Origin of the sequence: Clostridium sp. K04 (assembly GCF_019734375.1) — a bacterium.
Lineage (GTDB): Bacteria > Bacillota > Clostridia > Clostridiales > Clostridiaceae > Clostridium > Clostridium saudiense.
Map to the genome: position 1 here is coordinate 82,483 of NZ_JAASHD010000006.1, position 14,614 is coordinate 97,096.

At 27.3% G+C, this 14,614-nt stretch carries 15 protein-coding genes; 10 read left to right on the forward strand and 5 right to left on the reverse strand.

Annotated elements, in window-relative coordinates; translation table 11 throughout:
- Window positions 1-144: 144 nt before the first annotated feature.
- From HCG70_RS04250 to HCG70_RS04260, 3 genes are all read right to left on the reverse strand, one after another.
- The gene (locus tag HCG70_RS04250) at window positions 145-2,061 is read right to left on the reverse strand and encodes an ABC-F family ATP-binding cassette domain-containing protein (protein ID WP_042394517.1); all 1,917 of its coding nucleotides are present in this window, start codon (window positions 2,059-2,061) and stop codon (window positions 145-147) included.
- A gap of 287 nt (window positions 2,062-2,348) precedes the next feature.
- Window positions 2,349-2,966, reverse strand: a complete 618-nt coding sequence (locus HCG70_RS04255; protein ID WP_042394513.1) for a DUF4397 domain-containing protein — start codon at window positions 2,964-2,966, stop codon at window positions 2,349-2,351.
- Window positions 2,967-2,975: 9 nt separating this feature from the next.
- Complete coding sequence (locus HCG70_RS04260) at window positions 2,976-3,644, reverse strand: hypothetical protein (protein ID WP_195952351.1); 669 nt, start codon at window positions 3,642-3,644, stop codon at window positions 2,976-2,978.
- Between the two features lie 166 nt (window positions 3,645-3,810).
- On the opposite strand from HCG70_RS04260, the gene HCG70_RS04265 reads away from it, so the two are divergent.
- Window positions 3,811-5,106 carry an aminotransferase class V-fold PLP-dependent enzyme gene (locus tag HCG70_RS04265; protein ID WP_055274828.1) on the forward strand — a complete coding sequence of 432 codons (1,296 nt, stop codon included), beginning with the start codon at window positions 3,811-3,813 and terminating at the stop codon, window positions 5,104-5,106.
- Window positions 5,107-5,241: 135 nt separating this feature from the next.
- Here HCG70_RS04265 and HCG70_RS04270 read toward each other — a convergent pair whose 3' ends face one another.
- Window positions 5,242-6,459 (reverse strand): 6-phosphofructokinase, encoded by a 1,218-nt coding sequence (locus tag HCG70_RS04270; RefSeq protein ID WP_055274830.1) that lies wholly within the window; start codon window positions 6,457-6,459, stop codon window positions 5,242-5,244.
- 234 nt (window positions 6,460-6,693) lie between these two features.
- Here HCG70_RS04270 and HCG70_RS04275 point away from each other — a divergent pair, with 234 nt between their 5' ends.
- From HCG70_RS04275 to ybaK, 6 genes are all read left to right on the forward strand, one after another.
- Window positions 6,694-7,251, forward strand: a complete 558-nt coding sequence (locus HCG70_RS04275; RefSeq protein WP_042394507.1) for a manganese efflux pump — start codon at window positions 6,694-6,696, stop codon at window positions 7,249-7,251.
- Window positions 7,252-7,422: 171 nt separating this feature from the next.
- Window positions 7,423-8,628 (forward strand): dicarboxylate/amino acid:cation symporter, encoded by a 1,206-nt coding sequence (locus HCG70_RS04280; RefSeq protein WP_042394505.1) that lies wholly within the window; start codon window positions 7,423-7,425, stop codon window positions 8,626-8,628.
- Between the two features lie 393 nt (window positions 8,629-9,021).
- Window positions 9,022-10,287, forward strand: coding sequence for a DEAD/DEAH box helicase (locus tag HCG70_RS04285; protein ID WP_221697505.1), 1,266 nt, complete (start codon window positions 9,022-9,024; stop codon window positions 10,285-10,287).
- A gap of 138 nt (window positions 10,288-10,425) precedes the next feature.
- On the forward strand, window positions 10,426-10,836 hold the full coding sequence (locus tag HCG70_RS04290; RefSeq protein ID WP_042394500.1) for a hypothetical protein: 411 nt from the start codon (window positions 10,426-10,428) through the stop codon (window positions 10,834-10,836).
- Window positions 10,837-11,049: 213 nt separating this feature from the next.
- Window positions 11,050-11,202, forward strand: a complete 153-nt coding sequence (locus HCG70_RS04295) for a zinc-ribbon domain-containing protein (RefSeq protein WP_042394497.1) — start codon at window positions 11,050-11,052, stop codon at window positions 11,200-11,202.
- Window positions 11,203-11,428: 226 nt separating this feature from the next.
- Window positions 11,429-11,896, forward strand: coding sequence for a Cys-tRNA(Pro) deacylase (gene ybaK / locus HCG70_RS04300; RefSeq protein ID WP_055274837.1), 468 nt, complete (start codon window positions 11,429-11,431; stop codon window positions 11,894-11,896).
- Window positions 11,897-12,030: 134 nt separating this feature from the next.
- Here ybaK and HCG70_RS04305 read toward each other — a convergent pair whose 3' ends face one another.
- Complete coding sequence (locus tag HCG70_RS04305; RefSeq protein WP_221697506.1) at window positions 12,031-12,888, reverse strand: patatin family protein; 858 nt, start codon at window positions 12,886-12,888, stop codon at window positions 12,031-12,033.
- 326 nt (window positions 12,889-13,214) lie between these two features.
- On the opposite strand from HCG70_RS04305, the gene HCG70_RS04310 reads away from it, so the two are divergent.
- The 3 genes from HCG70_RS04310 to HCG70_RS04320 all read left to right on the forward strand — a co-directional run bounded on the left by HCG70_RS04310 (window position 13,215) and on the right by HCG70_RS04320 (window position 14,512).
- A complete protein-coding gene (locus HCG70_RS04310; protein WP_042394698.1) occupies window positions 13,215-13,706 on the forward strand; it encodes a DUF1648 domain-containing protein in 492 nt (163 codons plus the stop codon).
- Between the two features lie 76 nt (window positions 13,707-13,782).
- Complete coding sequence (locus tag HCG70_RS04315) at window positions 13,783-14,232, forward strand: sensor histidine kinase KdpD (RefSeq protein WP_052330574.1); 450 nt, start codon at window positions 13,783-13,785, stop codon at window positions 14,230-14,232.
- Window positions 14,233-14,242: 10 nt separating this feature from the next.
- Window positions 14,243-14,512 (forward strand): hypothetical protein, encoded by a 270-nt coding sequence (locus tag HCG70_RS04320; protein WP_042394368.1) that lies wholly within the window; start codon window positions 14,243-14,245, stop codon window positions 14,510-14,512.
- Window positions 14,513-14,614: the final 102 nt, after the last annotated feature.

Consider the following 14,614-nt stretch of genomic DNA (forward strand, 5'->3'; position numbering starts at 1 on the left):
TTTTAAAAGATACACTACCTTTTTTGTGAGTTTTATAAAAGAAGGTATATAACACAATAAAAATAAGAAATTAAGATAAAAATTCCTAATTTCTTATTTTTATTTTTTATTAAATATTTAAAAGCATTTATTAATAAGATAAGTTTAAGCTAGTGATTCCCACTCTTCATAAAGATTAGCAATAGTTTCTTCTAATTCTTTAATTTCGTTATTAACTCTTTGGCTTTCAGATGGATTAGAATATATTGATTCAAGACAAAGTTGTTCTTGCAATTGAGTTAATTCATCTTCTTTTTCAGAGATAGTTTTTTCTAGATTTTTAATTTTAAGTTGCATAGCTTTAGCTTCTTTTTCAGCTTCACGTTTCTTTTTCTTTTCGTCTTTAAGTTGAGTTTTAGTTTTTCCATTAGCTAATTCTTCATAACTTTCAAATCTACTAGGATTAAGCTTTTTCTCTTGGTAATAGCTATAATTTCCTAAGTATTCAGTTACTCCATCTTCTTTTAATTCAAGTATACGTCCAATTACTTTATTTAAGAAGTATCTATCATGAGATATTACCATTAATGTGCCATCATATTCTAAAATTGCATCTTCTAAAGCCTCTCTTGACATAATATCAAGGTGATTTGTAGGTTCATCTAATAGTAAAAGATTAGATTTAGAGAGCATTAGCTTCAACAAATTAATTCTACATTTTTCTCCACCGCTAAGAGTTTTTATTACTTTAAATACATCATCACCAGTAAAAAGGAATGAGGCTAAATAGCTTCTAAGTTTTGATGTTGTTAAGTTAGGGAATTCATCCCAAACTTCATCAATAATTGTTTTATCTAAATTTAAATCAGATTGTTCTTGATCATAGTAGCCAACATTAACATTAGTACCTAATACTTTTACTCCAGTATCAGACTCTACAGTATCCATTATTATTTTAAATAAAGTAGTTTTACCACGGCCATTTTCACCAATTAATGCTACTTTTTCTCCACGTTTTAAGTCTAAATTTAAATTTGAAAATAAAGTTTTTTCACCATAAGATTTTGCCATATTTTCTATATGTAAAACATCATATCCACTTTTTACTGAAGCTTCAAATTTAATTTTAGAGGCTTCTTTTTCATGAGCAGGAGCTTCAATTTTTTCCATTTTATCTAGAGCTTTTTCTCTACTTTCAGCAGCTCTTATACTTTTTTCACGGTTAAATGAACGGAACTTTTCAATTATGGCTTCTTGTCTTTTAATTTCAGCTTGCTGTAAATTATAAGCCTTTAGTTTAGCTTCATAATTCTTTTTTCTTAAATCTATAAATTTAGTATAAGGAACATTATAACATTCTATTTTACCACTTATTACTTCATAAGTATGTGTAGTAACAGAATCTAAGAAAAATCTATCATGTGATATCACTAAAACTGTTCCCTTATAATTTTTCATATAGTCTTCTAACCAACTTATAGCTTCTAAGTCTAAGTGATTAGTAGGCTCATCAAGTAATATTATATCAGGTTTACGTAATAACAATTTACATAATGCAACTCTTGTTTTTTGTCCACCACTTAATGTAATTATTGGTTTATAAAAATCATCTTCAGTAAAGCCAAGACCTTTTAATACTCTTGAAATTTCACCTTTATAGACATAACCACCTTTATGTGAATATAAATCTTGAAGAGTAGTATAATCTTTAATAAGCTTTTCATGATATGCTGCATTTTTATCATCATAGGGCTCACTCATTTTTATTTCTAATGATGAAAGTCTCGATTCAATATTTAATATTTCTTCAAAAACTGAAATAGCTTCTTCGTAAATATTTTTATCAGAGTCAAGTGATAAATTTTGAGATAAATAACCTAGTGTTTTATTTTTGTCTATAAAAACTTCACCAGAATCTTGAGATATTTCTTTTGTTATTATCTTAAAAAGGGTAGATTTTCCCTCACCATTGGCACCAATGATTCCAACTTTATCGCCTTCATTAATTGAGAAGGTAATATCTTTAAGAACATCCCTTACTCCATAGCTTTTACATATATCTTTACAACTTAGTATTATCATAATTTCCTCCGTAATATAGTGAAGTCTTATAAGTAATATGAGGCTGTATCAAAATTTAACTGTGAAGTTTAGAAAGTTATAAGTGCTAAGTCAAACATAAAACTTTAGTATCACTTTTTAAAAATTCAGTTAAGCTGAATTTATTCTTAAACTTAAAACTTTAAACTTGAGACTATAATAAGCTTTTGATATAATACCTCAATTTAAATTATACCTTTTAATTATACTATTATACTAAAACCTTATCAAATCTAAAAAAGGAGATGTTTAAAAAACAACTCCTTTTTTTAAATTAAATCTTCAGTGAGCAAGTAACCTATAACTGGTTTTCCGTTAAATACTCCAAGTATATAGATTGTATAAAATTTTCCACCGACTAAAGTTATATTTTTTATATATTTTGCTGTAACATCTGAAGATGCAAATAATACTTCAAAATTATATATTCCAGGAGAAAGTTGATAGTAACTAGTAGTTTCTAAATATTCAGCTTCATTAAATAAGATGAAATTATTAGGTAATGATAAAGTTAATAATGGTGAATTGTGTGAAAGATTTATGAATCTTAAATATGCCTGAGATTTTGTTACGGGAACATTATCATCTTTTAACCTAAATAAAAACAAATTATTAGATAATGTAACTAATGAAATAGTATAATTTGCATTGGCAATTAACTGAATATCTTGAGAAAGTATAGGTTTATCATAAGTGCCTGTTAGATAAAGTTGAAAGTTATACTCTCCAGGTGTTATAGTAAAATACTTAGAAATTTTTCCAAATCCAACATTACTTGCTAAGAGTGAACCATTTATATAAACATCTATATTAGATGTAGTTGGATTAGCATGAAGAATTCTTATATTAGTATTTACTCTAGGTAGAGATTTATTAAATTGTTCCATAAAACTCACCTACTTATTATAATTGTCTAAAGAAATTTTAATAATCTTTTTAATTAATAGCTTTGCTATTGGATAAGGAACCCTATAGGCTTTCATAGTAGCTAATATTCCAGAATGATCACTTTCAATTATATCAAAAATTTTATTCACATCTTCTTCAGTACAATTGTTTTTACGAGAATCTGTTGAAATATAATCTAAAGAAAGATCGAAATTCCTTAATATATCGACAGCATTAACAGGATTATCTAAGTATCTTTCGTTAAGTGATGGTTCATTGTATGAATGAAGAAAATCATCATCTGATTCCGCTGGATATTCTAGATAGTTAGAATTATTGTTTTGGTTTTTAGCATTATTATTATTATTATTATTATTAGGTTGTTTTGTTTTAGGTGTATAAGGGGTATTATCATCATTTATAGTAGGTATATTTTTAGGATAAGGTGTAAGTGGTGCAATTACAGAAGTTGTTGATCCAACTAAGTCTAATGGAATAGGAGTGGCATTAAGATTTGAAAAACCTAATGACATTCCACCGTACATTCCTGAAAGTGATATTTCATCAAAATTAAGAAGCAATGGAAACTTTGAACCATCTGGTGAAAGTGTAGAATCAATATTTAAAGGTATAAAATTTAAATCATCATTGTCTTTATTATTTTTTTTTGAACTCATTATTCCCCTCCAAATAATAAATTTATTAATAATATATGTATTTTAAACACATATGTTACTTTATAGAATATGAGTATTATAAAGGAGATATTACAAATAAGGGTGCCAAGAAAGTGGATGTAACAATCGATGTAACAAGGAATATATTGTATTGGAGGGAATTGTTATGCATAAGGATAATAAAGATGATTTAAGAAAACTATTTGTAGGGTTGGATAAAAAGGTTAATGTAGAAGGTAAGGGAAGGATTATTCCTATAAACTTTGATAATGCAGCGACTACACCGCCTTTTAAAAGAGTTATGAAAAAAATTTTAGAAACAAGTGAATATTATGGGTCAATTGAAAGGGGTGATGGACAAAAATCATTATATTGTAGTGATTTATATGAAGAGAGTAGAAATTATCTTTTGAAGTATTTTAATGCGCCAGAGGATATCTATACAGCAATTTTTGTTGCAAATACTACTGATGGATTAAATATGCTATCTAATATATTAATCAATAGCAAAGATGACATTGTAATTACAACAAGAATGGAACATCATTCAAATGATTTACCTTGGAGAGGTAAGTGTAATTTAAAGTATGTAGAAGTACGTGAAGATGGAAGAATAAATATTAATGATATAGAAGAGTTAGTGGATAAGTATAGGGAACGTATAAAATATATAACAATAACAGGAGCTTCAAATGTTACTGGATATATAAATGATATAAAAAGAATAGCCAAATTAATTCATAAATATGGAGGTAAAATCATAGTTGATGGGGCACAATTAGTTCCTCATAAAAGGGTATCTATGTGCCAAGAAGATAGTTCAGAAAATATAGATTTTTTAGTTTTTTCTGGACATAAAATATATGCTCCATTTGGAAGTGGTGCAATTATTGGATTAAAGGAAAGTTTCAATATGAACCCACCAGATTCAAAAGGTGGTGGTACTGTAGATCTTGTATTAGATGATAGAGAAATATGGTTAAATACTCCTGAAAAAAATGAAGCAGGAACACCTAATCTTTTTGGGGCTGTAGCTATTATGGAAGCTATGAAAGAAGTTGAGAGGATAGGATTTGATACTATAGAGAAAAATGAAAAGGAATTATTAAAATATATAATTGATGGACTTAAAGATTTAAGTAGAGTGAGATTATATGCTGATAATGAAAATATTAATGATAGATTAGGAATTTTAGTATTTACTATTGATGGAATGAGCTATGAAGAGGTTGGAGAAAAACTTTCAGAAGTTAGGGGTATTGGAGTAAGGCAAGGAGGATTTTGTTCACATCCATATACAAGAAGAGTATTAGGAATAGCAGATAATGAACTTCAAAATTATATTAGTAAAAATGGAGTACCGGGATTAGTTAGAGTAAGTTTGGGAATATATAATACCAAAAAGGAAGCAAATATATTTTTAGAAACTATAGAGTATTTATGTAGGAGGTATGCTAAATAGTTTTGAGTTGGTAGTTAGTAGTTAGGGAAGAAACTCTAGAGCGAGCTTCTTGGATAATATGTTTTAAAACCATCTTAGCTAAATTTATACCTAAGACTACTAACTACTAACTTATAACCATTGATTAACCTTAAGTTATTTGTTAAATACCTTAAATACTGGCATTGGAAGTGATGAAATAACTGATGGAACTGAAGAAACTAAAGGAGATAAGTATTCAAGAACTTCAGCTTTTAAATTATTTCCTTCTTCATTTATCCATTCAGTTGGGAAATATTTAACATTATTTGCAACCTTATCAGCTTCTATTAAGAAGTATGATGATTTGTAAGGAGTATTGCTTTCGCGTTTTATACCTATCATATACCCACATTTTCCAAGAGAAGCTTGTCTTAATGCTTCATATCCAACTTCATAAGCCTCTTCTATGTCGATATTAGAGGCACAATGCATTGCACATCTTTGTAGAACTCCAAGTTCTAAAGATTTTACTCTGCTAGTTATACCAGAAGAAATTATTAAGTTTTTAAGATAATTACCAACGCCACCTAATTGTGCATGTCCGAATTTATCATGAGCTTGTGCGTGAGCTTCAGCAACAAACTTACCTTCAGCAGTTCTTATTCCTTCAGAAACTACTATATAAACTTGATTTTGTTCTTCAAATTTATTTTTTACATCTATTAAAAATTTATCAATATCAAATGCAGTTTCAGGTAAATATATGAAATCAGCAACTTGCTTTCCATTTAATTGAGCTAATGCTGCAGCAGAAGCTAACCAACCAGTGTCACGTCCCATAGTTTCTAATATGAATATTCCATTGTTTATATACACTGATGAATCTAAGTAAGTTTCAAGTACAGAAGTAGCTATAAATTTTGCTGCACTACCAAAACCAGGTGTGTGATCAGTATACATTAAATCATTATCTATTGTTTTAGGAATACCTATAAATTTAATATCTATTCCAGTTTTTTTAGCATAGGCGCTTAATTTTGCAGTAGTATCCATAGAATCATTTCCGCCAACATAAAAGAAGGCTTTAATATCATTAGCTTTTAATATTTCTAATAATTTGTCATATTCTTCAGTAGATTCTTCTAGTTTTTTCATTTTATATCTGCAAGAACCTAAACCAGATGAAGGTGTATATCTAAAATTATTTATTTCTTCTTGTGAAAATGAAGAAAGTTCAATTATATTACCGTTTAAGATACCCTCTATTCCATTTAAACCTGCAAAGACTTTGTTAAAAGTTCCTAAAGTATTATTTGCCTCTAATAATCCAACAACGCTAGAATTAATTACTGATGTTGGTCCTCCTGATTGTGCTATGATACAATTAGCCATTAAAATACGCTCCTTTTATTAAAATTAAAAATTTATAGTTTTATGTAAATATACATTAATATCTAATACTTAAGAATTAATGTGATATACTATTTCGTTAATTAGCGAATACAATATATACTATACAACAAAAAAGAGTAAATTAAAAGATAAAAAAATAAAATTTACAATATGAATCATAGGTAGAGAAAATATATAATAAAATTATACAAATACTGTAAAATGGAGGATGGGATGAATTTCAAGGATTTAATTATAGTAGGTGTAGCATTGGCTATGGATGCTGTAGGAGTAAGTATAAGTATAGGAGTTAATTCAGCTATAAAAAGAATAAATAAAATAGGCTTTATTATTTCCTTTGCTTTTTTTCAATTTTTATTCTTTTTTTTAGGCGGAGTTTGTGGACATCTATTTGAAACTTATATTACTACAATTCCTAAAGTCGTAGGGGGAATAGCCATAGCTGTTGTAGGGATACTAATGATAAAAGATGGATTTGATAATGAGGAGAAAGATGAAAGTTTATTATTAAAAAAAGGTATAGTATTAATATTGGGGATATCTGTAAGTATTGATGCATTTGTAGTTGGATTTACTGGATTTAGTTACATAAGTAATATAATAAGGGTAATAGGTGATTGCTCAATTATTGGATTTATAACACTAGTATTATGTACATTTGCATTTTATTTATGTAGATATATTAGAAAGATAGAATTTGTTTCTAAGTATGCAGATTTTTTTGGAGGGATAACACTAATTATTTTTGCTATAAAAATGATATTTTTTTAAATCATATACTTAAAAAGTTGGAGAAAGTTAATCTATAATTTTGAATGTACTCACAAAATTATAGATTTTTTTTAAAAATAAAATTTGACATTATGTAAATAATAGGGTATAGTGAGTATTAATGAAAGACAAGTGTGTTTTGTTGGAGGACAAATAAAGGGGGCAAGTTCAATGAAGAAACTATCTTTAATTACAAAAATATTTATATGTCTAGTATTAGGAATTAGTATTGGATTATTATGTGGGGCTAATAATATTCAATTTCCAGTAAAAATACTAGCAACCTTTAGTGGGTTATTCGGAAATTTTTTATCTTTCATAATTCCACTGATAATAGTAGGTTTTATAGTTCCAGGAATAGCTTCATTAGGAAGTAAATCTGGAAAAGGTCTTCTTATAACTACAATAGTTGCTTATTTATCTACATTATTAGCTGGGTTTGCTGCATATTTAATTGGAGCAGGAATTTTACCTAAATTAATAAGTGGAAGTATAGCATTGAGTGAAGAAGGACAAACTATTGAACCTTATTTTACAATTGAAATTCCAGCAATTATGGGAGTTATGTCTGCATTGACATTAGCTTTTATATTGGGAATAGGATTATCTAAAATAAAGAACAGTGCTATGTTAAAAGTAGTAGATGAATTTAATAAAATAGTTTTAATGATAGTAACTAATGTTTTAATTCCATTAGTACCTATATATATTGGATGTGTTTTTGCAAAGTTAAGCTATAGTGGAGAGATTTTTAATACATTAAAGTCTTTTGGAATAGTATATATTTTATTATTTTCATTACAATTAGCTTATATACTTATACAATACTGTATTGCAGGAGCTATTAAGAAAGAAAATCCATTTAAATTAATAAAAAACATGATACCAGCATACATGACTGCTGTAGGAACTCAATCTTCGGCAGCTACTATACCAGTAACACTAGAATGTGTTAAGAAAAATAATATTAGTGAAGAAGTTTTAGATTTCGTTGTACCTCTAGGAGCAACAATACATTTAGCAGGGGACACTATTACTTTAGTTCTTACTTCTATGGCAGTTATGTATATGAATGGTCAAACACCTACTTTTGGTATGATAATGCCGTTTATATTTATGTTAGGTGTTACAATGATAGCAGCTCCAGGAGTACCAGGGGGTGGCGTTATGGCAGCACTTGGACTTTTAGAATCAATGCTTGGATTTGGGGCAGTGGAGAAACCAATTATGATTGCATTGCATGCAGCTCAAGATAGTTTTGGTACAGCAACTAATGTAACAGGCGATGGAGCTATAGCAATAATTGTTGATTATATTATAAATAAGCGAAAAAGTAATAGTGCTCAAAATGAAAGTAATGAATCGATAATAGCATAAAATTATGAGTTATAAAGACTATTTTAAAATTAATATTATAAAACTATAGTTTCATATTATAATTTAAAATAGTCTTTTTATATTTTATAAAACTAAAATAGTAATAAAAAAGTAATTTTGTTTTCAAGTGGATCAAAGTATTGGTTGCCTATTAAGAATGGATATTATAAAATTGAGCAACTAAATTAATAAGATATTGGTAAATATGAAATGAGAAGTTTTTATTATTAAGGAAATATTATAGAAATATGGGTATATATAGTATTAAAAAGTTAATGCTATTAATTGAAAAATGATATATACTTAATAAAGAGAAACGCTATATAGATGCTATGTTAGTGATTTAGCATTTATTTGCGTTTCTTTTTTTATTTTAACTACAAAGGAGAAAATATGTTATTTAAAGATTTAGATATAATAAAACCAATTTTAAGAGCAGTGGAAGAGGCGGGATATGAAAAGCCTACTGAAATACAAGAGAATTCAATTCCTGTAGTATTAAAAGGAAAAGATATTTTAGGATGTGCACAAACAGGAACTGGTAAGACTGCTGCTTTTGCAATTCCAATATTACAAAATATAGTTGCTGATAAGGAAAAAAATAATGATAGAAATATAAAAGCTTTAATTGTAGCACCTACAAGAGAGTTAGCTATTCAAATAGAAGAAAGTTTTGCTGAGTATTCTAAGTATTTAGATATAAAAGATACAGTTATATTTGGTGGAGTAAATCAAAGTTCTCAGGTTAGAAAGATAAAAGCTGGTATAGATATATTAGTTGCAACTCCAGGGAGACTTTTAGATTTAGCAAATCAAAAACATGTTGATTTAAAAAATGTAAAATATTTTGTTCTTGATGAAGCAGATAGAATGCTTGATATGGGAATGATTCATGATGTAAAGAAAATAATATCAAGACTTCCGAAGGAAAGACAAAATCTATTATTTTCAGCTACTATGCCAAAGGAAGTAATGAAACTTGTAAATTCTATTTTGAATAATCCTGTAAAAGTGGAGGTTCAGCCAGTTTCTTCAACTGTTGAAATTATTTCACAAGGTGTATATCATGTACCTAAAAAGAATAAAAAGTCATTACTTACACATTTATTAAAGGATGAAAGTATAAAATCTGTAATAGTATTTTCAAGAACTAAACATGGAGCAAATAAAATAGCAAAAGATCTTGAAAAAGCTGGAATAACAGCTGCAGCTATTCATGGAAATAAATCTCAAAATCAAAGACAGTTGGCATTAAATAATTTTAAAGAAGGAAATATAAGAGTATTAGTTGCTACTGATATTGCAGCTAGAGGTATAGATATTGATGAATTATCTCATGTTATAAATTATGATTTGCCAGATGTAGCTGAAACTTATGTGCATAGAATTGGGAGAACAGGAAGAGCAGGATCTTCAGGGATTGCTATAACATTCTGTGATGAAGAAGAAAAGGGGATGTTTAGAAATATTGAAAAGCTTATAGGAAAATCTATTCCGGTGTTAGCAGAAGAGGAATATGAAATAATTAAACCAATAGTTAACGTAGAACACAGGGGAAATAATAATTCAAGTAATAGAAGTAATAAAGGAAATAGTAAAGTAAATAGAAAGAAGACAGGAAATCATAGAGAAAAAAGGTATATCAAAAATAATAAATAAAAGTGAAAAGGTGTTGTAGTATACATGAACTATAACACTTTTTATATATTATATAAAAATGAGTAAAGGTAGTAATTACTAAAAAGGTTTTAGTTTAAAATAATTTTAGAAAAGGTGGGGACAATTACGGAAAATAAAGTGTATAAAGAATTAAATAAAGATTATAGATATTTAAATAATTATATAGTAGCTATGGAAAAGTCATTATTTGAGGATGCCAATATATCAATATCAAAGGCAAAAATATTTTCAGAAAATTTATCGCAAGAGGTAGCTAAGCTTGAAAGTTTAGGATTGCTTATGGGAATGAATCAGAATGATAGATTAAAAGAGTTAGATAGTAAAACGAATATAGATAAAAATGGACTAGAAATATTTAATAAAATAAGAAGAATAATTAATATAGCCTCTATAAATACTGGAGATAATACTGAATCAGCGTTATTATTACATAGATGCTCCTATGATTTAACTTGTTGGTTTGTTAATAAGTATATAAATAAGGAATTTAAGATTGAAGAATACATAATTCCAAGAGTTAAGTTATAAATTAGTTATACATTATTTTGAAAGATATAAGTAAAGGATTTATAAATTATATTAAAAATAAATAAAAAGTTTGTAATATAATAAATAGTATGTTATACTAAATGAGTAGCAAAAATGCTAACAAAAAAATAGGTTTCATTTGGATAGGTAGTTTCTCGTAAATTAGGGATTATATTATCGATTTAAAATCTTTTAATTTTAGGAGGAATAATTATGACAGATAAGACACTTGTATGCAGAGATTGCGGAGCTGAATTCGTATTTACAGTAGGAGAACAAGAATTCTACAAAGAAAAAGGATTCGATAACGAACCTGTAAGATGTATTGCTTGCAGAAGAGCTAAAAAAGAACAAAGTAGAAGATAATTTTAGATTATTATAAGCTGTAGTTTTAAACTACAGCTTTTTTTAGTTTATATTTTGTTAATTCAAGATTAGTATACTATAAGTAAATTTTAATTAATCTAAATTAACTTACCTTTATGGGTGAGAGGTAATAGTGAGTTTTTCTTTAAATAAACAGAGAATGTTAAATGTGGTGTTAGATTATGTTATAATTTTTATATTAATGAATTAATAAGAGGATGATATCATGGATGAAAAAACAAATGTAATGAGAATTTTAGAACAGAAAAAAATTAAACATGAAACACACAGTTATGTTGGAACAGGAGCCGTAAGTGGGAGTGAAGTTGCATCAGCATTGAGCCAAAATCCAAAGCGTGTGTTTAAAACATTAGTTACTGTTGGTAAAAGTAAGAATAATTATGTATTCGTAATACCAGTTGAAAAAGAGTTAAATTTAAAAAAAGCAGCAAAGATAGTTGGTGAAAAATCTATAGATATGTTAAAATCAAAAGATTTATTATCTTTAACAGGATATATTCATGGTGGATGCTCACCAATTGGAATGAAAAAGTTTTTTAAAACTGTTATAGATATTTCAGCTGAAGATTATGACACGATTATATTTAGTGCTGGAAAAATTGGATATCAAGTAGAAATGTCTCTTTCTGAGCTTTCAAAAGTAATAAGATTCACTACTGCAGACATTATATAAATTATGCATAAATTTAGTTAGTAGTTAAGGATCAAATTGCTAGTAGTTTTTTTTGGTTATATATTTTTAGAATTCAGTTAGCTGAATTTATTCCTTAACTACTAACTGAAAAAAGTGAACAACACTTTTTTTAGTTAAACAATTGCTTGAGAATCAGATTTGATGAAGCTTAATAGTGATTCGGAATCTTTATAACCTTTATTATAAAGTTGTAGTAAATTTTCTGCTTTTTTAGTTAATGTATTTACACCACAGCAATCAGCAGGAGCTATTATTAAAGCTTTGTTTTGAGATTGATATTTTAATGCTATTTCAATACCCTCGTTATATTTTTTATGTCTATTAAGAAGTTTTTGAGAAGCAAGTGGATAAGTTTTATTAAGTAATTTTGCTAATATTCTATCAGTTTTATCAGGTTCATCAAAGCCAACAGGCTTAGTAAGTATAAGTACTATTTTATCACATCCATCATTAATAGCTTTTTTTATAGGAAGAGGGTCTGAAAGGCCACCATCAAAATAATTAATACCATCAATAGTGTAGGGCTTACAAACAATAGGTATACAACAAGAAGCTTTAAAAACATCATAGTCATCCTTAGATAATGAACTTTTATCAAAATAAATAGTATCTCCGGTTAATGAATTAGTAGCTACAATTTTAAAAATACTATTTGATTTTATAATTCCATCATAATTAAGGGGGTTTTCACAATTAGAATTTGAAAGTCCACTATAAACATAATCTAAATCAATATAAGAACCATTCCTAAAAAGGTTGTGAAAGCTCATATATTCTTTTCTAAAAATGTATTCAGAGTAAAACTTTAAGTTTCGTCCATTTTGTTTTCCTAAAAATGATGCAATATTAGCACTTCCAGCAGAAACACCTATTCCATAATCAAAATTAATATTATTATCTAGGCAAAAATCAAAAACTCCTGCGCCATATATTCCTCTAAGTCCACCACCTACATCAATAACTCCTATCAAAGATATAACCTCCTTTAATAAAATTCCAAAAATAACCACAAAGATATTTTATATCATTAAATTTAAATAGTAAATAATTTGAAATATTTAGGGGCTTTGTAATATGGAAAGGGTTGAGGAATGCTAGTGTTATATTGTACCATTTAAGTAGTAATAAATAATTAAATATATTATTAAAATAATTAGGAGATAAGATATTAAAAGCTGATTTTTAATTTGATGAATTAACGATATATTACTAATATATATTATGTGAAATGGTAATTGGTTATTATAATGCAAATACAAGATAAAGAATGGGTATTGGAGGAGAGAGTAGATTAATAATGAGAAAATATGATATAAAGGATAAATATAAGAAGATTAATAAATGTCTTGATATTATAGGATTAATTTTAGCTGTAGCATTAGTAATTATGACTTTTATATACTGGGGAAAGGCACCAGATATAATACCAACTCATTACAATTTTAAGGGGGAAGTTGATGCTTATGGTTCTAAAAATACAATATTTATTTTGTTGCCTATAGCATTAATGAGTTATATAGGAATAGCAATTTTATCTAAGTTTCCACAGGTATATAATTATCCGGTTGAAATAAATCCAAGAAATAAAGAAAAGCAATATTTAATGGCAAGTACTTTTATTAGGGTACTAAATGTAGAAACAATAGCAATTTTCTTTTATATTCAAATGAGTATATCAACAGCAATGAGTAGTGGTAAAAATTTATCAATAATATTTTTGCCTATATCTTTATTTATCTTATTTGGTAGCATTGGATTTTATATTTATAAAGCTATTAAGTATAAATAGTAAAAAGTGAAGTAGAAAAATAAATCTACTTCACTATGTAAGAATAGAAAGTAATGCAGTAAGTTATAATAAAGAAATGATACCACTTAGTGAAAGTATAAAGTATGCTGTAGCACCGTTAAAAGTAAGTGCTAATGATAAAAATCAAAGTATAGAGTTAGCGCTTAATAGTGAAGGATATTATTTTCATGATAAAAAGTGGATTGCTGAAGGCTTAAGTAATATAATAAAAAATGCTATAGAGCATACTAGTATTGATGGGGAAATTAAAATTATTCTTGAAGAAACACCTATGTCTATTAGTATTACAATAGGCGATAATGGTGAAGGTATAGATGAATGTGAACTTAAAAATATATTCAAGAGGTTTTATAAAGGAAAAAATTCTATAAATCCTAAGAGTATAGGAATTGGATTATCACTAAGTAAAAAGATAATGGAAGCTCATGGTGGAAGTATAAATGTAAAAAGTGAGCTTGAAAAAGGTACAATTTTTAATATAATATTCTTGAAAGTAATAGTATAAGGAGAAGAACATGACAAAAGATAAAGTTGAAAAATTAATGGAAAGCTATGATACATTAGTAGAATTAGGAGTAATATTTCACTATGGTAGTGAAGAAATAGAACAAGGAGAAATTACTAGTATCGAATTTACTGAAGATGATACTGTTAAGATTGAATTGGATGAATTTACTGAGGTTGAAGTTAATTTAGAAGATTTTATAGAAAATCACACTAAAGAAGGAAATAACTATCATACTTGGAATGTAAGTAGAGAGTTTGATAATTTATTAGAATCTTAATAAAAAATGCACACCATTTTATAGGGAGGGCACTGAAAAACTTAATGTTTTTCAAGTGCGGTTATCCACAAAGTAAAAAATAGTTAATGAAGCTGAAGCTTT